23 protein-coding genes are annotated in these 26,111 nt (G+C 32.6%); 15 read left to right on the forward strand and 8 right to left on the reverse strand.

What is annotated here, in order from left to right:
• The first annotated feature begins 1 nt into the window (after position 1).
• Positions 2-1,066: a serine hydrolase gene (locus tag DK441_RS18180; protein WP_109851946.1), complete on the forward strand. Its 1,065-nt coding sequence runs from the start codon at positions 2-4 to the stop codon at positions 1,064-1,066.
• A gap of 14 nt (positions 1,067-1,080) precedes the next feature.
• Positions 1,081-1,797 (forward strand): DUF6624 domain-containing protein, encoded by a 717-nt coding sequence (locus DK441_RS18185; protein ID WP_109851947.1) that lies wholly within the window; start codon positions 1,081-1,083, stop codon positions 1,795-1,797.
• Positions 1,798-1,841: 44 nt separating this feature from the next.
• On the opposite strand, the gene DK441_RS18190 is transcribed toward DK441_RS18185, so the two are convergent.
• The gene (locus DK441_RS18190; protein ID WP_200822865.1) at positions 1,842-2,558 is read right to left on the reverse strand and encodes a LytTR family DNA-binding domain-containing protein; all 717 of its coding nucleotides are present in this window, start codon (positions 2,556-2,558) and stop codon (positions 1,842-1,844) included.
• Positions 2,558-3,514 (reverse strand): sensor histidine kinase, encoded by a 957-nt coding sequence (locus DK441_RS18195; RefSeq protein ID WP_160112165.1) that lies wholly within the window; start codon positions 3,512-3,514, stop codon positions 2,558-2,560. Before DK441_RS18195 ends, DK441_RS18190 begins: the two co-directional genes overlap by 1 nt.
• A 535-nt stretch (positions 3,515-4,049) precedes the next feature.
• Here DK441_RS18195 and DK441_RS18200 point away from each other — a divergent pair.
• From DK441_RS18200 to DK441_RS18210, 3 genes are all read left to right on the forward strand, one after another.
• Positions 4,050-4,838, forward strand: a complete 789-nt coding sequence (locus DK441_RS18200) for a hypothetical protein (RefSeq protein WP_109851949.1) — start codon at positions 4,050-4,052, stop codon at positions 4,836-4,838.
• Positions 4,839-5,274: 436 nt separating this feature from the next.
• Entirely contained in the window at positions 5,275-5,832 is a 558-nt protein-coding gene (locus tag DK441_RS18205) for an AAA family ATPase (RefSeq protein ID WP_109851950.1), read from the forward strand.
• Positions 5,833-5,834: 2 nt separating this feature from the next.
• Complete coding sequence (locus tag DK441_RS18210; protein ID WP_109851951.1) at positions 5,835-6,383, forward strand: hypothetical protein; 549 nt, start codon at positions 5,835-5,837, stop codon at positions 6,381-6,383.
• A gap of 6 nt (positions 6,384-6,389) precedes the next feature.
• Here the strand turns inward: DK441_RS18210 and DK441_RS18215 are convergent, their stop codons facing one another.
• From DK441_RS18215 to DK441_RS18225, 3 genes are all read right to left on the reverse strand, one after another.
• A complete protein-coding gene (locus tag DK441_RS18215) occupies positions 6,390-9,218 on the reverse strand; it encodes a T9SS type A sorting domain-containing protein (RefSeq protein WP_109851952.1) in 2,829 nt (942 codons plus the stop codon).
• A gap of 457 nt (positions 9,219-9,675) precedes the next feature.
• A complete protein-coding gene (locus DK441_RS18220; RefSeq protein WP_025666058.1) occupies positions 9,676-10,011 on the reverse strand; it encodes a hypothetical protein in 336 nt (111 codons plus the stop codon).
• Between the two features lie 263 nt (positions 10,012-10,274).
• Positions 10,275-11,042, reverse strand: a complete 768-nt coding sequence (locus tag DK441_RS18225; RefSeq protein ID WP_109851953.1) for a phosphatase PAP2 family protein — start codon at positions 11,040-11,042, stop codon at positions 10,275-10,277.
• Positions 11,043-11,336: 294 nt separating this feature from the next.
• Between DK441_RS18225 and guaB the strand changes: the two genes are divergently transcribed.
• From guaB to DK441_RS18240, 3 genes are read left to right on the forward strand one after another with little or no spacing between them, the layout of a single operon-like run.
• On the forward strand, positions 11,337-12,812 hold the full coding sequence (guaB, locus tag DK441_RS18230) for an IMP dehydrogenase (RefSeq protein ID WP_109851954.1): 1,476 nt from the start codon (positions 11,337-11,339) through the stop codon (positions 12,810-12,812).
• 8 nt (positions 12,813-12,820) lie between these two features.
• Positions 12,821-13,924 (forward strand): hypothetical protein, encoded by a 1,104-nt coding sequence (locus tag DK441_RS26925; RefSeq protein WP_200822866.1) that lies wholly within the window; start codon positions 12,821-12,823, stop codon positions 13,922-13,924.
• Entirely contained in the window at positions 13,896-14,735 is an 840-nt protein-coding gene (locus DK441_RS18240) for a tetratricopeptide repeat protein (protein ID WP_109851955.1), read from the forward strand. Before DK441_RS26925 ends, DK441_RS18240 begins: the two co-directional genes overlap by 29 nt.
• Positions 14,736-14,783: 48 nt before the next feature.
• Here the strand turns inward: DK441_RS18240 and DK441_RS18245 are convergent, their stop codons facing one another.
• The 3 genes from DK441_RS18245 to DK441_RS18255 all read right to left on the reverse strand — a co-directional run bounded on the left by DK441_RS18245 (position 14,784) and on the right by DK441_RS18255 (position 16,128).
• A complete protein-coding gene (locus DK441_RS18245) occupies positions 14,784-15,305 on the reverse strand; it encodes an OmpH family outer membrane protein (protein WP_109851956.1) in 522 nt (173 codons plus the stop codon).
• Positions 15,306-15,393: 88 nt separating this feature from the next.
• Positions 15,394-15,633: a hypothetical protein gene (locus DK441_RS18250; protein ID WP_109853562.1), complete on the reverse strand. Its 240-nt coding sequence runs from the start codon at positions 15,631-15,633 to the stop codon at positions 15,394-15,396.
• A gap of 42 nt (positions 15,634-15,675) precedes the next feature.
• Positions 15,676-16,128, reverse strand: a complete 453-nt coding sequence (locus DK441_RS18255; RefSeq protein ID WP_109853563.1) for an SRPBCC family protein — start codon at positions 16,126-16,128, stop codon at positions 15,676-15,678.
• A gap of 136 nt (positions 16,129-16,264) precedes the next feature.
• Between DK441_RS18255 and DK441_RS18260 the strand changes: the two genes are divergently transcribed.
• The 7 genes from DK441_RS18260 to DK441_RS18290 all read left to right on the forward strand — a co-directional run bounded on the left by DK441_RS18260 (position 16,265) and on the right by DK441_RS18290 (position 26,084).
• Positions 16,265-18,253, forward strand: a complete 1,989-nt coding sequence (locus DK441_RS18260) for a peptidylprolyl isomerase (protein WP_160112166.1) — start codon at positions 16,265-16,267, stop codon at positions 18,251-18,253.
• A gap of 179 nt (positions 18,254-18,432) precedes the next feature.
• The gene (locus tag DK441_RS18265) at positions 18,433-19,281 is read left to right on the forward strand and encodes a peptidylprolyl isomerase (RefSeq protein WP_109851958.1); all 849 of its coding nucleotides are present in this window, start codon (positions 18,433-18,435) and stop codon (positions 19,279-19,281) included.
• Positions 19,274-20,746 (forward strand): peptidylprolyl isomerase, encoded by a 1,473-nt coding sequence (locus DK441_RS18270; RefSeq protein ID WP_235015788.1) that lies wholly within the window; start codon positions 19,274-19,276, stop codon positions 20,744-20,746. Before DK441_RS18265 ends, DK441_RS18270 begins: the two co-directional genes overlap by 8 nt.
• A gap of 6 nt (positions 20,747-20,752) precedes the next feature.
• A complete protein-coding gene (locus DK441_RS18275) occupies positions 20,753-21,709 on the forward strand; it encodes a MoxR family ATPase (protein WP_109851960.1) in 957 nt (318 codons plus the stop codon).
• A gap of 189 nt (positions 21,710-21,898) precedes the next feature.
• Positions 21,899-22,333: a hypothetical protein gene (locus tag DK441_RS18280; RefSeq protein ID WP_109851961.1), complete on the forward strand. Its 435-nt coding sequence runs from the start codon at positions 21,899-21,901 to the stop codon at positions 22,331-22,333.
• 324 nt (positions 22,334-22,657) lie between these two features.
• Positions 22,658-24,925 (forward strand): aconitate hydratase, encoded by a 2,268-nt coding sequence (locus DK441_RS18285; RefSeq protein WP_109851962.1) that lies wholly within the window; start codon positions 22,658-22,660, stop codon positions 24,923-24,925.
• A 478-nt stretch (positions 24,926-25,403) separates the two neighbouring features.
• Positions 25,404-26,084, forward strand: coding sequence for an NUDIX domain-containing protein (locus tag DK441_RS18290; RefSeq protein ID WP_025666072.1), 681 nt, complete (start codon positions 25,404-25,406; stop codon positions 26,082-26,084).
• The last annotated feature ends 27 nt before the right edge of the window (positions 26,085-26,111 follow it).

The raw sequence follows: 26,111 nt of genomic DNA on the forward strand, positions 1-26,111 counted from the left end.
CATGAAAATTACAATCATAGTATTAGTTTCTTTATTTTTATTAAGCTGTACAAGTGAAGCTCAAATTTACCCGGGGAAGAATTGGTCTAGAACAGAAAATCCTTCAGTAACAGGTTGGGACGATACATGGCGTTCGGTTTTTACACGTTATGTGGTTGATAGTACAAATATTACTGGACTTATCATTATTCACAAAGGTCAAGTTGTATTAGAATATGGAGATATAGAAGAAAATAGTTACATAGCATCTTGTAGAAAAAGTATTCTTGCAATGCTATTTGGAAAATATATCGAAAATGGTACTATAAACCTCGATAAAACACTAGCAGAATTAGATATCAATGATGTATCAGAACTTCTCCCCATTGAAAGGAAAGCAAAAATAAAAGATTTAATCTCTGCTCGGTCAGGAGTTTATTTGAGTGGTTCGAATGGTGGAGATTTTCGTAGATATGCGCCAAAAAGAGGTTCTGTACAACCAGGAACTCATTGGTTATACAGTAATTGGGATTTCAATGCTGCTGGATACATATTCGAGAAGGAAACTAAAAGCACTATTTATGATGAAGTAGAATCTCAACTTGCAATTCCCTTGCAAATGGAAGATTGGGATAAATCTCTTCAGACTAAAACAGGCAACTACGAAATATCAAAATTTCCAGCATATCACATGTGGTTTTCTACTAGAGATATGGCTCGTATGGGTCTGCTCATGCTTAGAAAGGGTAAATGGAAGGGTAAACAAATCATACCAGAAAAATGGGTAAATGAAATAATAAAGGAACGAACCTCTTACTTAGAGGCTCAAAAAAGTGTTCCATTACTCAAAGAAGATGGATTGGATTTAGGTTACGGCTATATGTGGTGGTTAGTAGAAAACACAATGGATTACAGACTCAAAAATGCATATTCAGCACAAGGTGCCTTAGGGCAAAATATTACCGTTTACCCAGAAATAGATGCTGTATTAGCTTTTAAAACCAAAAGTGATTACGGGAGAAGAAATTCTATTCAAACACAAATGAAAGTCTTAAAAAAAGCTGTTGAAATTTATAATCCAGATTGAAACATTTAACATTCATGAAAACAATAAAGCTTGTAATAATATTAATTGCATTTACGTCAATATCTTATTCCCAGGAGAAAAAGACAAATAAAGAACAACAACATGAAAAAGAAAGAGTACTTAATAAAGAACTTAAGAATGATCTAGTAGCCATATTAGATACTATATATAATACTGATCAGAATCAATTAGGTAAAATACGCGAATTACAAAATAAGTTTGGGGTCAAATCTGATGAAGCAACTGTAGAGTCTAAGATATTTGATGAAAACCATAAAATAAACTTATATAAAATAGAAAAAATTATAAATGAATATGGTTGGCTTGGAGTGGATAGTGTGGGAGAACAAGGAAATTATACTTTGTTTTTAATAATTCAACATTCAGATTATAACACACACATAAAGTATCTTCCGGTGTTAAGAAAAGCTGTTAAGAAAGGAAATGCTAGACCTATGGATTTGGCATATTTAGAAGATAGAGTCATTTCGCAACAAGGAAAAACACAAATTTACGGAAGCCAGATAAAATACTACCCAGAGACAAAATCTTTTGATGTTTGGCCTATAGCAGATCCTGAAAATGTAGATAAAAGAAGAGCTTTAATAGGGTTAGGACCATTAGAACCTCATTTAAAAAATAGATTTGGAATCGTTTGGGATCTTGAAAAACAAATAGAAAGAACAGCGAAGTTTGAAGCAAATCCCATAATTGATAAAGAAAAAAGATAGTAAAATATAATTCGAGATGAGTTCATGTATTAAGAATAATGCATCTATTTCCAAACCTTTTTTCCGGTCTGATATATTTTCTCTAGAGCATTATCTCTATAACTTCTTCCCATCGGGATGGTATGATCATTTATCTCTAATACATTTCCTTGTATAACACTTATATAGTGAAAATTTACTATAAAAGACTTGTGTACTTGTACAAACTGAGATGAGGGTAATAGTTCTAACATTCCGGAAAGAGTTTGATAAGTGACAAAAAACCTGTCTTTTAGGACCACTTTAATATAATCCTTTAAACTTTCAATAAAAAGAATATCAGTATAATATACTTTAATTTTTTTATTATCTACTTTAAAAAAAGCTGCACCAGCAGGGGATTCGGGCATTTTTATAGGTTGATCTGTATGTGTCCTTACTTTTTCAATGGCTTGTACAAATCGATAAAAAGGAATTGGTTTTATTAGATAATCAACAGCATTAAGCTCAAATCCATCTACAGCATAATGCCGATGTGCTGTAGTAAAAATAACCTTGGGAGGAGAAGAGACCGCTTTTAAAAAATTGATCCCGTTTAGCATAGGCATTTGTATATCTAAAAAAATGAGATCGATAGTTTCAGAATTTAAAAACTCGATAGCCGATAAAGCATCATCAAATTTTCCAACTTCAGATAAAAAATCTAACCTACTGATGTAGTCAGAGATAACATCTTGAGCTAATGGCTCATCATCTATAATAATACATTTTATAATACTCATCAATTATCTAGTTGTATACTTAGGTCGACATAAAATTTATGTGCACGCTCTTCTAACCTAAAGGTATGTTTTTGAGGATAAATAATCTGTAATCTTTTAGATAAATTTTGAACGCCGATTCCGTTTTTGTTACCTTCTTTTACAGAATTTCCTACCGGATTAATAGTGCTAATGTGTAATTCGCCATTGTTGACCGCTATTTTTATTTGTATATCCACATCTCCTCTTTCATTTAAAGAACAATGTTTAAAAGCATTTTCGACTATAGGAATTAGGATAAGAGGAGTAATCATTACACCACCAAAATTACCAGTGATTTCCATCTGTAAGTTTAAACGATTTCCAAAACGTAACTTCTCTAATTCAATATAATCATGCAAGTGATGTATTTCCTTTTCTAAAGAAATTTTGTCTTCACTACCTTCATATAAGGTATAAGATAATAAGTTTGATAGTTGTAATAGAGCTTCTGGAGTTTTTTTTGAACCTTTTAATGATAATGAGTACAGATTGTTTAACGTATTAAAGAGAAAATGAGGATTCATCTGGGATCTCAGAAAATTCAGTTCACTGATCTTTTGTTCTTTTTTTATTTTCTCTAAGTTGATCTTATTTTCGTAGTGATCTTGTAAAATCTTGATAGCAGTAGGAGGACCAAACCATAATAATATTGCTCTTGCAAAATCTAGTATTCTGGGAAAAGAAAAATAATCAGAAGGAAGTTTTGGTATGTCTAATAAAACCGGATAGACAAAGTAATATTGAAAAAGTTTTACAAGTAATGAGTTTATAATAAGAAGAGGAATGAAAGCCAGAAAATAATATACATAACGTTTGGTACTAATATACTTAGGCCACAAGTAATACATATGTATATAATAAAATGGGATTTCGAGTAAACAACCCAGATAACTATAGGATGCTTTGATCAATGAAGCACCATACATTACATCCATTACTATCCAAATCAATAAATAAAGAATCCAAAAAACAATATGTTTTAAGGTTCGATTTTTAAAAAACACAGAAGTTGTCATAATAATGTAGATGCTATTAAATATACCCCAAACAAGGCAAAATCAATTGTAATATCGTTAAATTATGAGGATTTGACTATTATTTTCTCTCAACAACACTTCCTGCTCGATGAATACTTGATTTTTACAGAAACTCTCAATACATATTATGGAGTAAATAGTAGATTTAGTAAAGTTTAAATCAATTCTATAAAATAAAAATACACACTTATGCCTCAATGTGTTTAGAAGAGGCAAAAGCATTACTCGAGATGAGTTCAATGCGGGACTTATATTTTCGGTTCATTATTAACTGTTTTTAACACTTCTGTGCTCCGTAGTTTCGAAAAATGAAACTGGCAAGCACTAATATTGTATTGTAATGAATAACAATACAGAACAATAACAAACAAAATCCAACTTATGAAAACATAACAGAATTTTTAATAATTCAATTTCTCATAAAACCTATTTAATGAAAAAAACATATATAATACTTAGCTTATTGATATTAGCTAGTTGTTCTAGTCGGCCCGAAATACCTTTAATACCAGAAAAAGGAAGTATACACTTTAAAAGAGTTATTAATATAACTAATCAAAAGTTAGTTGATTCTACGTATAGTAAGAGTTTAAATGCAATTCTTGAAAACACAAGAAATAGTTCGGTTGATATAATTAAAGAAATAGCAGTAAGCACAAAAGGCAAAAATCGGGCTATGCAAAAGGTCATGGATATGCAAAACATGGTTAAAGATGCTTTTAAAAAAACTTGCCACCCCAATTTTATGGAAAAAGATATCAGGAGTTCTTTTTGTTTTGAGCAGGGGGTAATACTTTCAACATGTACTGTGAATGGAAACTCGAAAAGTTGTATTCTCGACCCAGAAAATGTAACCATAACTCAAATATATCTAGATAAAAAGAAGAACAGAATAAGAAGTCAGCCAACAAAGTATTATTATTTCAATGTTAATGATTTTCATATAAACGAATACCGAAATCAAACAAAAGTGATTAAGGGATATAATTGTTTTAAGGTAGTGTTAGAAATTAATAAGCCTTTACCATTAAGTGACAACCTTCCTACAATCAAAGAAAAATATACAATGTATGTTACAGAAGAAATCAAATTTAATTACCATCCCCTTGTCCTGTTAAAAGAGGTTTTAGAACGATATTATCCTTTGGAAATTATTGAAACAACAGATTTAGTAGAAGGATATGAAAAAGTGTATACGGTTACAGAGATCAGTTTGAAATAATATACTAGTTACAATCACCTAGTGTAAAAATAGTATTACAAATGCAAAAGTAACTTTGTAGAAACTCGTGCAGCCTATGATTTCAAAAAACAAGAAAATGATGAAAATGCAGAAGCATCAACAGTCTTTAAGAATGAAAAAGAATAATTAGATATCCTAATAGAAAACATCGTAAAAAAGCAGAAGTTAAGCCTTAATAAGGACGAGTTGCACATATCTATACCTCCCATAAAAACGTATTTTTTATAGGATTTCCTGATAAAAAACTATATTTGTTGCTTAGTTATAATTGCATTTTACATAACTAAACGTAAACCATTTTTGAAAACGGAGTAAGTTTAAATACCTACTCCGTTTTTTGTTTTTATAAGGGGGTAGAAGAGGATACCCAATAATTAGTATCTTGGTCTTTATATGATATCATAAATTAAATCTTTTGAAAATACACATATTTGGAGCTTCGGGATCGGGTACTACGACATTGGCAAATAATCTGGAGCAAAGATTAAGATGGAAACATCTGGATGCAGATGATTATTACTGGAAAAAAACTGATCCACCATTTCAGGTTAAAATTCCATTATTAGAAAGAAATATTGCTATTAAAAAAGATATAGAAATCTATGATTCCGTTATTATAAGTGGCTCTATGGTTAGTTGGGGGAAGGAATGGGAAAACATGTTTGACTATGCTGTATTTTTGTATATACCACCAGAAGTAAGAATACAACGACTAATAAACCGAGAAGTCGACCGCTATGGAGTTTTATTGCAAACCGATGCTGAAATTCAATCAAAATCAAAAGCATTTCTCGATTGGGCAAAACAATATGATGATCCTACTTTTGATGGGCGTAGTCTAACAGTACATAAGAATTGGATTAAAAGATTAAAATGCCCGGTTATACAAATAGAAGGAGACACTACAATTGAAGAACGTATAGCGCATATATTGCTTCAAATACATAAAAAGAATAGTATCAGTAAGAAGTAGTTATGTCTACACAGAAAAATAAAAATAGAATTGAAAATACAAATTGCATTGTGGCCGAAGATCATATTTATTTCCCAAAAGGATATTATTTTAGGTTTGGGTATCTAAAAGATAAAAAGGAACTACCATTCTCAATTATCAATGAAATAAGGACCAATACAAGGCCTGTTACCGCAAAAATTAATACTAACGAAATCATTTTTCTACAAGGCCTGGATGAGAAACAATGTATTGAGATTAAAGAAAAATCGAATATCAGTTTAACTACTCCGGTAGATAATTGGTCATTATTATGTGATGAGTTTTTGGATACAGAATTTAGTGAAGCACAGAAAGAAAATGTAATACAATTACTTAAAGAAAACGGAATTGATAAAGACGAAGTACATCAAATACGAAAACGTATTTCTTCAAGAATGCTATTTCGCACCTTTTTCTCATGGGAATGGATATATTATGGACAGTTTGATGTTCTTAAACAACTTTGGCCCATGAGTTATAAAAAATACTGGTGGACTATGGAGATCGCTTTAAGAAACAAAAAAGAATAACCCAGTTTACTGTTTTACCATTTTAGTGATAATTTGTGAGCCATCATTTCCTTCCAGACTTACAAGATAAATCCCAGATTTATAGCCACTAATATTGATATTGAATTCTTCTCCAGAAGTATAGGAAAATCTTTCTACCAGTCTGCCCTCTACCGTAAAAATTTCTCCTTCATAAGCAACAACACTTTTTAATGCCGAGCTAATTGTAAATGTACTTTGGGCTGGATTAGGATAAATAGAAAAAACCTCTTTTTCTACAAAAGTTGGATTGTCTTTTACATTTAGAGTACCTTCAAACATCCCCCTACCATGAGTAGCTGCCACAATTTTTGCATCCGATTCCCGTATCGCGATCATATCTGTTCTTACATTGGCAAGGGTTTCATTTTTAGGAAACCATTCAACTCCACTTGATTTTATATCATCTGTAGCCCATACCCCGATTTCTGTAGCCAACAATACTTGTGATCGATTAAAAGGATTAAATAATCCCCATCGTACTGGCATATCGGGTAGATTACTTTCTTTTTCTGTCCATGAGCTTCCTCCATTATCACTATACCAAACCGAACTAATACCATAGTTAGAAAAAGTAATTAAAATTTCATCCTCTGTTTCACCAATATCAATACTGGATATAGTAGCAGGAGGGAATGAGTTGCTACCGATTTCTGTAGCGGCAGGAGTATCACTCTGTGCATTTGTTACTTTAAATAATTTACCAGATTGAGTACCAATAAACAAAGTAGAAGTTTTTGTCTTATCATATGGTGATAGCTTTATACTAGAATAAGGTACAGTCGATCCTGTGTTTAGCGGTGTAAATTTCGAAAGTATAGTATCACTTTTTATTTCTACCCTTAATAACTCATCAATATGTTGATTATCAGTAGAGGTTATTGCGCCGCCAAGCCCCATAGCATTTGCAAAAATGGTATTGGTTTGAGAGTTATAATCTGTTGCATTGATAAAAGTACCACTCAATGGACCAACATAAGTAACATTTTTGCCGGCATCCCTGGTGATAAAATATTGATTATGATATACCGAAGTGATCCTAATACGAGGTTCGTTTTTATCAACAAACGCAAATACACCATCTCCGCCACTTACCATATCGGTAACATCAATGGGATTACCATCATAAAGTAGTGTGCCATTATCTTGTGTTCCTCCGAAATAAAAATTAGTTCCTTTTCCTGGGTGAATACCAACGGTATAGTACTGAATTGTATTCAGGTTTTTATTCACATCAAAAAAGGAAGGAAATACGTTTGAGAGATTTCCAAATTCGGCCACATTAGAAGTTGTAATATTATTAGAGTAGAATACACCTCCATCGGTAGAAATAAGAACTTCATCAGAAGAGCCTGGCCTATACACAATGGTGTGATGATCTGCATGTACATATTGTGGAAATTTTTTTCGATTTCGCAACCAATAGGAGATAGATTGCCATCTTAAAGCACTGGCATCTGTAGTATTAGCCGTATCAGTTCCTACTAATTTAAAACTATTAAAACCACCAATCATGATAGTATTTTCATCATTAGCATCTACTCCTATCGCCATAGCATGCCAGGTAAGAGATCCCCAGCCTCCCCAGCCTAAATCTCTACTTGGACCTGCAAATTCTGACCATGTATTACCTGCATCAAAAGATTGTAAAAGAATACAATGACTACTAGAGTCTCTAATAAACCCTGAGGGAAATTTGAACCCTCCGCTTATAATAGCATAAACTCTCTTTGGGTTAGAAGGAGCAACTGCAAATTTTACTCTACCTGGATAAAGGTCACTTGAAGGATCAAATCTGCTTGTTGCAAAAGAATCATCAATAGTCCAATCGGTTCCGTTTAAAGAACTAAGTATCGTACCTGCTCCATTTTCATCAACATTTCGCATCGTACCTACAAGAAGTTTTCCTCCATCAACTTCCTGTATATCTGAAGGAGCATATGGTGTAGTATCTCCTATTATATTCGGAAGCACTTGTACCCAATTGGTACCGCCGTCTATTGATCGATATAGTCCATTGGTAGTATTAGATCCATGCGGAGCTCCTTTATAGGTTCCCGAAGCAACTGCAGCATAGAGTATACTTGTACCTGCTTCATTTCTAACCAGAATATCGTTTATATAAGCAAAATCAGTACTTGATGGTAAAAGCTGCCAAGTTTCACCGTGATCAACAGATTTCCATATACCTGTACCCCGACCAGAAGATTCTCGATAAATATTTACAGCTGTATAGGATTCTCCTGTTCCGACATACATAGTATTATTATTATCAGGGTCAAAAGCAATGGCACCTACCGCTAGGTTTTCAAAAAAACCAGATGCATTTTCCCAAGAGGATGCCAGATTTGTAATATCATTATTATACCATAACCCACCAGTAACCGATCCACCCCATATTTTCTTATGTGTTGCGTCTGAAGGATCAAAGACTATTTTTCGAATTCGACCCGATATATTAGCAGGGATATTTTCCCACTGTATTTGATCACTACTACTTTTCTTTAATAATTTACTCTTAAGTGCTTGTGCTTTGGTAAATTGATATGATTTTAGTAAACGCTCTTTAGGGACATTTTTTGTTGCCGGATCTAGAGTAGTAAGATATTCGTGAAGTGCAGCAAAATCTGGCCTATCAGGTTTTTTACTATTTAATTCTCCTTGTGTTACATATGCTTTTTTATAGGTATCGTTCAAAAAAGCTTCATGTTCTTCTCTAATGTTAGAAGTTTCTAAATTATAATGTAAGACCCATCCACATAGAATTACAGTTAACATAATTGTAATTATGCGGTATTTTGTAGTTTGTGTTTTCATTCTACAGAGTGTAAGGTTTGGTTTTGTTTACTATATTGGTATTCTTAATGTAGTTAACATTAAGAATACTGTTTGTGTGTTGTATAATGTGCTAAACAACAGAGTGAGTGTTAAAGTAATTCACTTTGATGCGTTATCGTTATACACAGAAATCATTTTTGTAAATATAACCAATTGATTAAGAAGTTGAATTTCTAAATCTATACAGAGATCAACAGATTAGTTTATGTACAACACTTCTTTTTTAGAAAAGAACTTATCTGTTTCTATAAAATAAAGTATCCAAAAGACCTGAAAAATAGTAGATTCCATTTAATTTAACAACACTTCCACTGTCACCAGATTGCGAACCAATTACATTCTTCACAATTTGTATTTTTTAGAACTCTCATTTCTGGCTGGCCCATGTGTTAATCGAGAGTAATGGTACTTTGTTGTTTTTCAGATCTTTTGGATACTATGCAGCAAGCTCCCCATTTCCTACTGTTTCTTTGCCTGTTTCGATTGATCCCCATTTAGAACTTGTATTAAGTTTAATTGATACAGGACTTTCACTTCTAAGGGTCTCAAGAATAGATTGTAATTCTGTTTCATGAAAATAGAGTATGATAGCTCCATTGCTATGTTGTTTGTTTTCTGGCAATGTCTTTTCGTCTTTAATAATAGCTAAATGACCTATGTATTCCTGACTTTGACCGTAAAGGTATACAAACCCCATTTGGTAACCGCCACCACCTGCATAATTACTAACAATTTGAAGACTATAACTTTCTACTTTGTGTGAAACAATCATTTTTATAAATTTTGAAATATGAGTTAGACTGTTTTTGTTTATTCAAAAGTAGTGTATTAAGTGTTATCAAAGTAGAGGGAAAACACGGATTTTGAGTAGGGGATATTGCCCCTTGTTGGATGGATCGTCCGTAATTGTATGATTTGATAATATGGGTTAAACACATACGAATGATACATTTTATATACTATTTTGGCTTGTTAAAATGATATAGAAATTGATTTTTTGAAATCTTTATAAATTTTATAAAAACTTCTATTATCTTAGAAAGTTCTGGAAAGATAAAATCCAACAGATTTTTCACTAAATTGTGGGGCAAAAGCTATTCCATCTAACTTTTTGAATGGATTCCAGGAGATAAGATGATTAAAATGATATACTAGCTTTACAGATAATATCCCTATACCAGCTCCAACCAAAACATCAGAGAGATAATGCATATTATTAAACATTCTTAAACTTCCTGTAGTAATAGCAAAAAAGTAACCACTATAGGCCAAAAGAGGATTAGTGTCTTTAAACTCTTCATACAATACCGTAGCTGTAGTAAATGCTGTAGTAGTATGCCCCGATGGAAAAGAATTAGCATTGGTAGAACCTCCCGGTCTGTATTTATGAACTTCTCTTTTTAATAATGAAGAAGCGCCATTACTTATGATAGATGAAAGAACAAGATTTTTGGTTTGGTCAAACCAATGACTTTTTGACTTTGCTCCTAAAATGTCTGCAGCATACATTTCTACAACGGGAGCATATCGAGTGTAATCATCCATACCAAAATAAAAATCATCTCCGAGCATATTCCTAAGATCTTTCTGAAGTGATTTTTCAAAACTACTCGTAGATAAAAGAATACCAGTAGCAATCAACGCTACAGGTATAATTCTTTTACTAAATAAAGTTTTTTTTGGTGTAAATTCTATCTGACTAGAATTCGTAAATGTTGAATTGGTAAGTGGCGCATCAGTAAATTGAGCATTGGCAATATTGATATATAAAAATATCAATACCAAGGTTAGCATAGTTCTCATACAATATTTTTTTGGGGCTGCAGATCATTTTGATAAACTTAATACCAAAAAAACCTTACAAACTAAATATACTGTATAATTATTAAAATAATGTTAATAAAACTTATTTTGTTAATAAATAATTAACATTTCTTGAGAAAATATTGGTGTTTTAACATTCCGTCGATAGTTTTATATGACTACATGTCAAAATAAACCGATAGTACAAGTGGTTTGATTATCAAAATAAAAAGGTATAGGTTTAATATTCCTTAAAAAAGACGTATATTTGCACGCAATTAAATTTTAATTGCAATGACAGCACATGAATCCAAAATCGTTGGAGAAGGTTTAACCTATGACGATGTTCTTCTAGTTCCCGCATTTTCTGAAATCCTACCTAGAGAGGTAAGTATCAGAACGAAGTTTACCAAAAATATTATACTTAATGTTCCTATCGTTTCTGCAGCAATGGATACTGTTACAGAAAGTCGTATGGCTATTGCTATGGCTCAAGAAGGTGGGATAGGAGTGTTGCATAAAAACATGACTATCGAAGAACAGGCAATTAAAGTACGCAAAGTAAAACGTGCAGAAAGCGGTATGATTATCGATCCGGTAACATTACCTCTGGATGCCAAAGTAATTGATGCCAAAAACAATATGCGAGAGCATAGCATTGGTGGGATTCCAATTGTAGATGATCATTATAAATTGATTGGTATTGTTACCAATAGAGATCTTCGTTTTGAGAAAAATGATCAACGATCTATATCCGAAGTAATGACCAGTAAAAATCTGGTTACAGTAGGTGAAGGAACATCATTACAACAAGCTGAAGTAATTTTGCAAGATAATAAGATCGAAAAACTACCAGTTGTAGATAAAGAAAATACTCTGGTAGGCTTAATTACTTTTAGAGATATTACTAAACTGACCTTAAAACCAAATGCAAATAAAGATAAGTTAGGGCGTTTGCGTGTAGCAGCTGCTATTGGAGTTACCGGTGATGCTGTAGAGAGAGCAGAAGCCTTAGTGAAATCTGGAGTAGATGCAGTGGTTATCGATACGGCACATGGGCATACCAAAGGTGTAGTTGCGGTATTAAAAGAAGTAAAAGCAAAATTCCCAGAATTAGAAGTAGTTGTAGGAAATATCGCAACTGGTGAAGCTGCGAAATATCTGGTTGAAGCAGGTGCTGATGCCGTAAAAGTAGGAATTGGCCCGGGATCTATATGTACTACAAGGGTAGTAGCAGGTGTAGGATTTCCTCAGTTCTCCGCAGTGTTAGAAGTTGCTAGTGCAATAAAAGGATCCGGAGTTCCTGTGATTGCAGATGGAGGTATTAGATATACTGGTGATATCCCAAAAGCTATAGCAGCAGGAGCAGATACAGTAATGTTAGGTTCACTTCTGGCAGGAACTAAAGAATCTCCAGGAGAAACAGTGATCTACGAAGGAAGAAAGTTTAAAACCTATAGAGGTATGGGATCTGTAGAAGCTATGAAAAAAGGTTCTAAAGATAGATACTTTCAGGATGTTGAAGATGATATCAAAAAACTGGTTCCAGAAGGTATAGTAGGTAGGGTAGCTTATAAAGGAGATCTTGTAGAAAGCATACACCAATTTATAGGAGGATTGCGCGCCGGTATGGGATATTGTGGAGCAAAAGATATTTCTACATTACAGGAAAATGGTCGTTTTGTGAAGATTACCGCTAGTGGTATTAATGAAAGCCACCCGCATGATGTAACTATTACCAAAGAAGCACCTAATTATAGTAGAAGATAATAGCAAATATGAAATACTTAGATCAAATAATATATATCCTTTTAGGGGTATTTATTATTGGTCTACATTCTTGTAAACAAAAAGAAACTTCATCTATAGATGAAGACTTAGTTCAAGGGACTTGGGTAGGAGGAGCATTTAAACTTGATAAAGATTTTTATATACCTAGCAATTATGTGCTGGAATTTAAAAAGGATACGCTTCACTTCAAAAAATTGAGCGGTACTACATTCTTTAAAAACAGGATACAATTTTCTAAGGACTCTATTACATTAGATACGACTTCTTATCCTATTCGTAAATTTTATATAAAAAATAATCAGTTAAGCTTTCTTGGTAAAATTGAAGCGCATCGTTTAATTGAAACAAAAACCATTAATGTTCAGGAGTTTGAAGATTTTTTGATATCAAAGGATTGGCAAATAAATGATGAAGCTGGGATTTTTAGATTTAGTAAAGAAGAAAAACAACTACAATTTATAAATACCAATAGTAATGAGTATTATATCTATTGTTATGAGTTCATTACTTTTCAGAATGCTTTATTTCTTATCAAAAAAGGAGATCAATTAGCATGTGATCAGAATTATCAATTTTGGGAACAAGTACTTTCATATGACGAAAATAGTATCTATACCTTTGGTTTTAGGGATGGAGGGTTTAAAAAAATACAATACACACCTGTTCGAAGATCAGATGCCGAGATAAAACCAGTTTCATTTCAGCTTTGTAATCAATACATTAACAAGAATTTTCCTGGAGATAGATATTATTATCAGGGAACATCTTATAAGGGAGGACTTTATCATATAAGAAAGATTTTTAAAGAGAACTATAAGGAGCCCGATGACAATACAGAATCGGGGATATTTCAGGTTCGATTTGTAGTTAATTGCGAAGGAAAGGCCGGAATGTATGAAACACAGGCATTTGATACTAATTACCAACATAAGGAGTTTTCGGCAGAAGTAGCTAATCAGATTCTTGAAATTACAAAAAGCTTACAGGATTGGATACCAGGTAGAAAACCAAAAAGTGACAAAGACATAGATACCTATATTTACTTAAGTTTTAGAATTAAAAATGGAAAGATTATTCGTATATATCCTTAATGTTTGTCTTATCAGTCTGCTATATTCTTGTCGGGAGGGAGAAGTTGTAGACTATTCAGAATGGACCGAAGAACAAAAATCTGAAGAAACTAAACGTTTGGAGTATGAAAAGAAATGGTCTTTTCAAGGAGCGATAAATGAACAAGCATATTTAGATACGTTAATTGCTCTAAACCCTGATACTGCAGATTATTACATCGAAAAATCAATTGCAAATAGTAAGATAGGAGATTATCATATTGCTATCCCTTTACTTGAAAAAGCAATGGAGCTTGATCCAAAAGAAACGTTATACTACACATCCTGGTTAATGACAGATTTGTATAAAGATTATGATCGAGCCTTACGATACCTTAATCAATATGATGATTATACTCCGGATAAGACAGATTATGCCTGGGGAGAGAATGTTAATTCATTAAAAGGGGAAGTGTTACAAGCGTTAGAAAGACATGAAGAGGCAATACTAGAATTTACGAATGCAATAGAAGAAGAAGGAGATTATGTAAAAGTATCTGCTTACGTATATAGAGGGATTAGTTATACGCATCAAAAAATGTACAAAGAAGCTATTGCTGATTTTGATATGGCGATTAAGTTATATGACAAATCTTCTATGGGATATTACTATAAGGGACTTACCCTATTAGAAATGGGTAATAAAAAAGAGGCGATATTGGCAATAGAACAATCAAAAAAACTAATCAAACAAGGATACAAAGCTTCTGATCCTTATAAGGAAGTGTATAATGAGATATACTTGATGCAGGTAGAGGATAAACTAAAAGAAATTGCTAGTAACGAGTTATAAAAAAAAACGTATCAATTGATACGTTTTTTTTATAATAATTGCTGTATTTTATTTTTTAGGAGATTCTTTTATAGTGATTCCTAATTTTGTCATTACCGTTTTAGTTACGTCGTATTTAGGATCAACATATGCCAAACCACTTGTAGTAATAGTAAATACTTGAGTGTATTTTTCGGTTTTAGCAACTTCTTCCAGTGCTTTTCCGATTTTTTGATATAATGGCTGTAGCAGTCTATTTTGTTCTATTTGTATTAACTTACTACCGTTTTGACGAAATTTTGCAATATCATTTTCTAAAGTAATAATTTCTTCTTGCTTTGTTTTTTTAATAGGTTCGGTAAAAGAAGCTACTTTGTCTTGATACTCCTTCACTTTGGCCTGATATTCATCTACTTTTACTTTTAAATCAGCCTCCATTTTTGCATTATAAGCTTTTAAATCTTCCTGTACCTTAGTAAGTTCTGGCATTTGAGAAAGAATATACTCAGAATCTATAGTTCCGGTTTTGGATTGAGCATTTAATTGAAAACTAACGATCAATACTAAGATTGATAATATTATTTTTTTCATTTTACTTTTTTGTTTTTTTATTATCTAATTTTTGCAAATATATAAGGTCTTAGACAATATACGTGCCACGAATTATTTTTTTTAAAATCTATCCTTCAAAGAGTTGGCCACGGTGTGGTTTTAAAGCATCACGTACTGTTTTCATTTCAGAATCAGTAACAATCATATAAGCCAAACTATGTAGATCATTTAGATCATGATATCCAGTGATATCAAGAGATAATTTTTCTGAGGTAATATATTCTTTAAGATGAATTTCGTGATGTTGCGCTGTTTTACTTGCCACAGGACCTCTAAAATCCCAAATTAATTTTATTTTTCGTTCCAAAATAGTTTTCAATTTTATAGACGTCAAAAACGCTTTTATGAATTAATTATCTAATACACTTTTTCCTTCTTCTGCAAAAACTTTAAAATCTTCCATGTATGCATATGATTGTTTTTTGAAGGCACCAGGCATAAGAAATCCCATAAGTTTCATGAAGCCACTAAATTTAAATTCGTTTTTAGAGACCCATTTCGTGTTTCCGTTTGAGAGTTCTTCAAAATAGTTTTCCTGAATGTTGTATACATTTTTTGCATCAAAAGTAAGGTGAAACGACTCAGGAAGATCAAGTAAAGTAATAGTTTCAATCATTTCAATTTCCCGCTTCCCCATTTTGTAGATAAGTTTTGAAATTGCTCCGGTTTTTCCTTTTATACCACTTATGTGTTCCATACTCACAAAGCCCTTTTGCCAATGTTTCATGTTTTCTTCATTGCTAAATTTTTCAACTACCTGATTTCTAGGTAGTTTTATTTCGATGTTAAGTGTATATTCCATGACGAGATTGTTGTTAGTTAGTTTTGTAATGTGGCCACAATATACATAGATCATAAAAATTTTAAAAGTTAATACTATAGGAGGTACTTGCTTCGTTAGAACAAGGAACTTGTAAAACATCTTAATATTATTATTTTTGTCCGATTTAGGACTTCATCATATAGAAATTATGTATAAAAAGGGGCTATTATTTTTTTTAGGAAGTATTTTATTTACACTTGCAAATGCACAACAATCAAAGGATGTGTTGTTTACTATTGACGAATCTCCTGTGTATATATCAGAATTTAAGAGAGTGTATCTTAAGAATATAGATTTAGTAAAAGACAAATCACAGAAGAATATAGACGAGTATCTTAATTTGTTTATTAACTATAAATTAAAGTTAAAAGAAGCAAAGCACCTTGGGTTAGATAAAAAACAGGCTTATTTAGAAGAGTTAGAGGGCTATAGAAAACAACTGGCAAAAGGATACCTTACCGATACCAGAACTTCTGATGCATTAATACGGGAAGCATATGATCGTTCTCTTGAGCAAATAAATGCTAGTCATATTTTGATTATGGTAAAACCTAATGCCTCGGCAAAGGATACGATTGCTGCATATCAAAAAATTATAGAAGCAAGAAATAAGGTTGTAAATGGAGAATCTTTTGATGTTGTAGCCAAGGCCTATAGCCAAGACCCTTCTGTTGCTAAAAATAACGGAAACTTAGGTTGGTTTTCTGTATTTAGAATGGTGTATCCGTTTGAAGAAGCAGCGTATGTAACCAAAGTAGGGGAGATCTCAGAACCATTTAGAACACAATTTGGTTACCATGTTGTAAAAGTTAATGGTAGAGAGAAAAAATTAGGAGAAGTTACCGTTGCTCATATTATGGTAGCTATCAATAATAATAGAACCACAGAGGAGGCAGAAAAAAGAATAAAAGAAATCAATCAGCAGCTTCAACAAGGAGTTTCTTTTGCTTCTTTGGCAAAACAATATAGTGATGATCCCAGTACAGCAATAGAAGGAGGTAAAATTAGACGTTTCGGACAAGGGGCATTAAACTCTGAGAAATTCGAAAAAACAGCTTTTGCTCTAGAAAAAACAGGAGAAATCTCTGTACCGATACAAACTAAGTATGGCTGGCATATCATCCAACTTATGGAAAAACACCCTCTCAAGAGTTTTGAAGAACAAAAAAACGAACTTACCAAAAAAGTAAAAAGAGATAGTAGATCAAAATTAGTAACTAGTTCGTTTATTAATTCATTAAAGAAAAAATATACGATTACCAAGAATGAAAAGGCAGTTACATATTTTAAAGAAATACTTCCGGGTACATTTTCTAAAGAAGAATGGAATGTACCTGAGGACAAAAATCTGAAAAAAGAACTTTTTAGTCTTAAAAATGAGAAGTATTTATACAAAGATTTTGCTGAGTTTTTGAAGAGTAATCAAATCAGAATAGAAGGATATTCAGATATTTCTGCCTTTGTTGAAGAAATGTATACTCGATTCGAATCAAAAACCTTACTTCGATATTATGAAGAGCATCTTGAAGAGGACAATAAGGATTTTGCAAATGTAATTGGAGAGTATCGTGATGGACTTTTACTTTTTGATCTTATGGAGTCTAAAATATGGAATGTCTCTAAGACAGACTCTATCGGACTTAAAAAATACTACGAGACTCAAAAAGATAAGTATACGCAAAATGAAGCTTACAAGGTTCTTAAGGCTTCTTCATCAAAACAAGAGGCAATTAGTAAGGTTGAAAAGTTACTGAAGAAGAAAAAGTCGATTAAGGAAATAAAAAATGAAGTTAATAAAGGAGATATAGCTTTAGTACTTTTTTCTGAAGAAGAATTGGCTAAAGGAGATGCAATATTACCCAAGAATTTTTCTGCAGAAAAAGGGGAAATTGTATTCCTTGAAGAAGAAAATTTTAAGACTTTGATTATGGTCAAAGAAATCTTACCTTCAAGAATTAAAACTTTTGAAGAAACTAAGGGCGAGGTGATTAATGATTTTCAGGAAAGTATAGAAAATAAATGGTTAGATCATTTACGAGTAAAATACCCGGTAAAAGTTAATGAGAAAACCTTGAAAAAAGCTAAAAAAGAATTATCGATTTAAAAAATTAATAAACCTTTAATTAGAGAGTGGTGAAATTGCAACTGCTCTCTTAATGTTGTTGTTAATTTCTTTACGAATAATTAAAAAAGGTAGGAATGTGGCATAAGGTATAATGATCATTTCATATGTATCTATATCGGCATAGGCCTGATCGTCTAAAGAATGTTATATATAAACATATGAAATATTATAAATTAATACTACTATTGCTTGTTGTTGTTTCTTGTCAAAAATTTAAAAATCAAATCAAAAAAGAAGCTATTGCCAGAGTAAACGATACCTACCTGTATAAAGATGATATTAAGAAACTTGTCCCAAAGAATATGTCTGCAGGTGATAGCACTAATATTGTTAATAATTATATTAATACATGGGCTACCCGCCAATTATTTATCGATAAGGCTAAATTAAATCTTACCCAGGAAGAACTCGAAGAATTTAATGATCTGGTAGAAAACTATCAAAGTACCTTATATATCAATGCTTACAAGAATGCAGTGATCAATAAATCCATTAATATGGAGATCACAGAACAAGATCTTCAGTCATATTATGATCAAAATTTGAAAAATTTTAATCTTAATGAGGAGTTAGTAAAAATACGTTACTTACATTTGCCACCTGATTACGCTAATATTGTTGCAACGAAGCAACAATTCAATCGTTTTAATGAAGAGGATGTAGAAGAGTTGAGAGGAAAAAAAATAGAATACCTAACATATTCTTTAAATGATTCTGCTTGGATCAAGTTAGATCAGGTATTAAGTAAAATTCCAATTCTCAAAAAACAAGATAGAGCAAAACTCTTAAAAAGTGGAAAATATATGCAACTTAGAGATTCTACAGGAGTATATATGGTGAAAATAAAAGATGTATTAAAGCGTAATGAAATAGCACCAATAGAATATATTAAGCCTACAATAAGGCAGATTATACTAAATAAGAGAAAGTTGGAGCTAATTAAGAAAATAGAAAAAGACATTACAAGAGATGCAGTTGAGAACAAACAATTTGAAGTTTATGATTAAAACTACAGTACTTTGTGCTATACTTACTTTTAGTATGAATACACAATTTTATGCACAAGAGATTATTGAAGAAGTAGCGCAGGATTCCATAATAACACAGGATACCATTAATGGGCAGAACAGTCCCATGGTAAATGATACCATAAATACCACAGTAGAAACTGTAAAAGCTCCATTTCAAAAGACCAAAATAGATGGTGTAGCAGCTGTGATTGGAGAAAATGTAATTTTGGATAGTGATATAGATATTGCGTATCGGCAGTTGATGAGTGAAGGGACTTCAGCTTCTGATGTAAGCCGTTGCCAACTTGCTGGTAGTTTATTTGAATCCAAATTGTATGCCCATCATGCTGTCCAGGATAGTATAGTGGTTAGAGATGCAGAGGTTAATTCTATGGTTGACCAACAATTGGCGTATATGACAAATGAATTGGGTACTGTAGAGAAAGTATTAAAGTTTTATAAAAAAGATAATCTGGTAGATTTTAGAAAAGAACTTTTTGAAATCAATAAGTCGAATAGGTTGTCAGAGCAGATGAGAACTAAGATTATCGAGGATATCGAAATTACTCCAGAAGAAATAAGAGAATTTTTTGATGATATTCCAGAAGACGAAAGACCACTTTTTAGTACAGAGCTTGAACTAGCTCAGATTGTAATAGAACCAGAAATACCAGAAGAAGAAGAACAAAAAGTGATCGATAGATTAAACCAGTTTAGAGAAGATATTGTAGAAAACGGTAGTAGCTTTGCTACCAAAGCAGTATTGTACTCTCAGGATCCGGGCTCTAAATCTACTGGTGGGAAATACACGCTTGATCGTAAAACAAACTTTGCCAAAGAATTTAAAGATGTTGCTTTTAGTTTGCAAGAAGGAGAAGTAAGTGAACCGTTTAAAACAGATTTTGGATGGCATATTGTAAAAGTAGATAAAATACGAGGAGAAGAAATCGATGTAAGACACATACTACTTACTCCCGAAGTGACTAGAAAAACGGTTGATGAAGCCAAAAGATTAATAGATTCTATACGAACAAGTATTGTTTCGGGTTCTATCGAATTTAAAGAGGCAGCAAGAAAATTTAGTGATGAAAAAGAAACTCGTGAAGATGGTGGGCAACTACTTAATCCAACAACAGGAGATACTCGTTTTGAACTTACCAAAATTGACCCTATATTGTACGATCAAGTATCTAAACTAAAAATGAATGAAGTTTCTTTGGTAATTCCTGATCAGGATCGTCAAGGTCGAAAAAAGTATAAATTAATAACAGTACTTAATCGATATGATGAGCATATAGCAGATTACGCAAATGACTATCTTAAAATACAGGAATTAGCATTAAGGAAAAAGCAAATTGATGCAATTCGTAAGTGGCAGAGTGAAAAAATAATGGATACGTATATTAAAATAAACGGAGAGTATAAAGACTGTGAGTATAGTGGTAACTGGTTAAAAAAATAAAATAATATGTCAGACGACGTAGCGGCTATAGAAAAACTAGTAAAAAAACATTCAGAACTCAAAAAAGAAATATCCAAAGTCATTATTGGGCAAGAAAAAGTTATCGATCAGATACTTATTTCTATTTTTTCTGGCGGTCACGCATTATTAATTGGTGTTCCTGGACTAGCCAAAACCCTAATGGTTAATACCATTTCACAAGCTTTGGGATTAGATTTTAAAAGAATTCAGTTTACTCCTGATTTAATGCCTAGTGATATATTAGGAAGTGAAATACTGGATGAAACTAGACACTTTAAATTTATTAAAGGACCCATATTTTCTAATATTATTCTGGCAGATGAGATTAATCGTACTCCGCCAAAAACCCAGGCAGCACTTCTTGAAGCAATGCAAGAAAGATCTGTAACCGTTGCTGGTCACCATTATACCTTGGATTTGCCATATTTTGTTCTTGCCACCCAAAACCCAATTGAGCAAGAAGGAACATATCCATTACCAGAAGCACAACTAGATCGATTTATGTTTGCTATAGAACTTAAATATCCAAGTTTCCAGGAAGAAGTAGATGTAGTAAAAAGTACTACAGGAGATACCACTACTACTGTTAATCCATTGTTTACTGCTAAGGAAATTATCGATTTCCAGCATTTAATTCGCCGTATTCCGGTTGCAGATAATGTAATTGAATATGCTGTAAGCATGGTAGGTAAAACAAGACCTGATGGAGAAACGGCAACAGAATTAGTGAAAAATTATATAGATTGGGGCGCTGGACCACGAGCTTCTCAAAATTTAATCTTGGCAGCCAAAGCCAATGCAGCTATCAAAGGGAAATATTCTCCAGATATAGAAGATGTACAAGCCGTGGCTATGGGTATTCTTCGCCACCGTATTATTAAAAACTACAAAGCGGAAGCAGAAAGTATTAGCGTAGAAGATGTGATAAATAGCTTGTTTTAAAAACTTTCAAAAGATTCGTTGATTTTCTGATATAGTCAGTCCTCAATATAGATGCGTATAATCAACCCTGGTATTATTGTTAGAAATCATTTTTCTTTATTACTATTAAACCTTTTTCATGTTTAGCGGTCATAGTATTGAACGTTCAACAGAGTATTGTTTAATATTAAAAAATTGAAAAAGAAAAAGATGAGAAATAGTATAATATGTATCATGGTTCTATTTATGGGAACTATTGCAATATCAGCCCAATCCGAGGATAATCATAGAGACCGCAAGGCATTAAGAAAAGAATTTTATGAAAGCTTATCAGAAAGCCAGAAAAAGGAATTGGAAAACAAAAGGGAACTTAGAAAAGAACAAAGAAAGACGATGCATGCCAGTTTTACCAAAGAACAATTAGCAATTGTAAAAAATGAAGACCTTTCTAGAAAAGGAAAAAGAAAGGCGTTGAAACTTACGCTTAGCGAGTCGCAAAAAGAGATGCATAAAAATCATAGAACCATTATGAAAGATAAAAATGAAAAATTTAAAGCATCACTCTCAGAAGCTCAATTAGAACAATATGAGCAATTAAGAAAAAGAAAACACAGAAAGGGGAAACATAGAAAAAGAAAAGATTAGTATTAAAATTAGAAGTTTTATATCTATAAAAAGTGAAGTCATATGGCTTCGCTTTTTTATTTTATACCAGTTTTTACCTTTTTTTAGATCATTTTTTGAAAAATAACTATAACGTTTTCGTGAATTGAAGAAATAGCGAAGTATTTTCTTATCTTAATTTTTAGCGATATTGTAATTTTCGTAATTCTAATTTATGAATTTCAATAAATGAAGCCTTATATTTTTTTAAAAATGCAAAAAGAAGGGATTAAATGTATTCATTTAAGAAAATCCTTTAAAATTCGTATTTTCGCAAGACTTTTCAATACTAAAAAATAATTAGAGATGGCATTCGATATCGATATGATAAAAAAGGTATACAGTCAGGTAGCCGACCGTGTTGATGCAGCACGCGAAGTTACAGGTAAACCTTTAACCTTGGCAGAGAAAATTTTGTATTCACATTTGTGGGACGTAAAAACTAAAAAAGCGTTTACAAGAGGTAAAGATTATGTTGATTTTGCACCAGATCGTATCGCTTGTCAGGATGCAACAGCTCAAATGGCATTATTGCAATTTATGCAAGCTGGTAAAAATAAAGTAGCAGTGCCAACGACAGTGCATTGTGATCACTTGATCCAGGCAAAAGAAGGTGCAGCAAAAGATTTAAAAAATGCTAATGATATTAGTAGTGAAGTGTTTAACTTCTTAGAATCGGTATCTGATAAATATGGAATTGGATTCTGGAAACCAGGAGCAGGTATTATTCACCAGGTAGTACTAGAAAACTATGCTTTCCCTGGAGGAATGATGATCGGAACAGATTCTCATACAGTAAATGCAGGTGGTCTAGGAATGGTTGCAATTGGTGTAGGTGGAGCAGATGCAGTAGATGTTATGGCAGGTATGGCCTGGGAATTAAAATTCCCTAAGTTAATTGGTGTAAAATTAACAGGTAAGTTATCTGGTTGGACAGCACCTAAGGACGTAATTTTAAAAGTAGCAGAAATTCTTACTGTAAAAGGAGGAACTGGTGCTATAGTAGAATATTTTGGACCAGGGGCGACATCAATGTCGTGTACAGGAAAAGGGACTATTTGTAATATGGGTGCCGAAATTGGTGCAACAACATCTACCTTTGGTTATGATGAGTCTATGGAGCGTTACTTAAGAGCGACAGAAAGAGCAGATGTAGCAGATGCAGCAAACAAAGTAAAAGAACACTTAACAGCAGACCCAGAGGTATATGCAAATCCAGAACAATATTTTGATCAGGTAATCGAAATTAATTTATCTGAATTAGGACCATTGTTAAACGGACCTTTTACACCAGATTTATCAACAGCAGTTGGTAGTACAATGACAGAAAAAGCAAAAGCTAATGATTGGCCAATTCAAGTAGAATGGGGACTAATAGGATCTTGTACAAACTCTTCTTACGAAGATTTATCTCGTGCTTCTTCAATCGCACAACAAGCGTTGGACAAAGGTTTGAAAATGAAAGCAGAATTAGGAATCAATCCAGGTTCTGAACAAGTAAGATATACAGCAGATAGAGATGGTATCCTTGGGATATTTGAAAAACTAGATGCAAAAATATTTACCAATGCTTGTGGACCTTGTATCGGACAATGGGCAAGATATAACGATCCAAAAAATGCACCAAAAAATAGTATCGTACACTCTTTTAATAGAAACTTTGCTAAGCGTGCAGATGGTAATCCTAATACACATGCTTTTGTTGCATCGCCAGAATTAACTGCTGCTATTGCAGTTTCGGGACGACTGGATTTTAACCCGTTAACCGATAAGTTAATTAACGAAAACGGAGAAGAGGTAATGTTTGATGAGCCAACAGGATGGGAGTTACCACCAAAAGGGTTTGAAGTAAAAGATAATGGATATTTAGCTCCGGTTGAAGACGGTAGTGGTGTAGAGGTAAAAGTAAGTCCAACCTCAGAAAGATTACAGTTATTAACACCATTTGTGCCAATAGGTAATGAAATTAAAGGAGCTAAATTGCTTATAAAAGCATTTGGTAAATGTACTACAGATCATATTTCTATGGCAGGGCCGTGGTTACGTTACAGAGGTCATTTGGATAATATTTCTAATAACTGTTTGATTGGAGCTGTAAATGCATATGGTAAAAAAACAAACTTTGTTAAAAATCAATTAACAGGAGAGTTTGGTGGTGTGCCAGATACTGCAAGAGCCTATAAAGCTGCAGGAGTACCTACAATTGTTGTAGGAGATCATAACTACGGAGAAGGATCATCACGAGAACATGCAGCAATGGAGCCACGTCATCTAGGAGTGTGTGCAGTAATTGTAAAATCATTCGCTCGTATCCACGAAACCAACCTTAAAAAACAAGGGATGCTTGGTTTAACATTCGCTAATGAAAGTGATTATGATTTGATACAAGAAGATGATACCTTTAACTTTACAGATCTTGATCAATTTGCATCAGGAAAACAATTAACATTAGAAATTGTTCATGCAGATGGATCTAAAGATACTGCGATGTTAAATCATACCTATAATGATTCACAAATAGAATGGTTTAAAGAAGGTTCTGCATTAAACTTGATCAAAAAGCAGAATGCCTAAGACAATAATATAAAAGAGCAATTAATATATAAAAACTCCCAAAGATCATCTTTGGGAGTTTTTTTGTTTGGATTTGGAATGAATTAACGAGGAAAACAGTCTACGCTAACCATAACACAATTTTTATGATGATCTGGCAATGCTTCATATTGACTGCAACTAACAATTATTGGTCCATTGTAAGTATTACATGGATTGCCACCACCATTAATTTGTTTTTGTTCTGTTCGGGATAATTTTTTTCCTAGGTTTAAAAGTGTATTTTTCATAATCTTTTGTGTAATAATCCCGAACTTTGTATAGCTCTCAAGATATGAGCTTATCTATAAAAATACTGCTTTTTTTGTATTCAATTAGTATAGCTGGTATTATCATAATACTAATTTGAAGAAATAAGTTGGTATTGAAGTTCTACATCTCTTAAATATAAATTGATAAGTTTTTTTATTCCAAAAGAGAAATATGTAAATTTGCGTATATGGTACGCCAAAATATAAAAGTTGCTGTTGATGCTGTAGTCTTTGGATATAAAGACAAGACACTTAATGTCTTGTTGATAAAAAGAAATATAGACCCTTTTAAAGATTCCTGGGCTTTACCGGGAGGTTTGGTTTTGGAAAACGAAAGTTTAGAACAAGCTGTGGTTAGGGAACTTAAAGAAGAAACCAATGTAACTATAGATTATTTAGAACAATTGTATTCTTTTGGTAATCCCGGGAGAGATCCAAGAAACAGGGTAGTAAGTGTTACTTATTTTGCATTGGTTAAACCAGAACATCATGCAATTAAAGCAGATACCGATGCAAAAGATGTTGCATGGTTTGATGTAACCGAACTTCCGGATTTGGCATTTGATCACATTCAAATTTTGGAAACTGCAAAAAAGAGATTGCAGAATAAACTCACATACGAACCCGTAGGATTCGATCTGCTTGCCGATAAGTTTTTGTTTTCTGATCTCGAAAAGTTATATATGACTATTCTGCAAAAAGTAATTGACCGCCGAAATTTCAGGAAAAAAATACTAAGCTTCGGAATCCTAGAGGAGTTAGACGAAAAAATCTCTGAAGGAAGAGGTAGACCGGCAAACCTTTTTAAATTCAATAAAAAACAATACTTCAAACTTAAAGAAGAAGGGTTTCTATTTGATATTAAATAATATCATCACTACAATCAATATTGCTGA

It is taken from the genome of Aquimarina sp. AU58, assembly GCF_900312745.1.
Classification (GTDB): Bacteria; Bacteroidota; Bacteroidia; order Flavobacteriales; family Flavobacteriaceae; genus Aquimarina; species Aquimarina spinulae.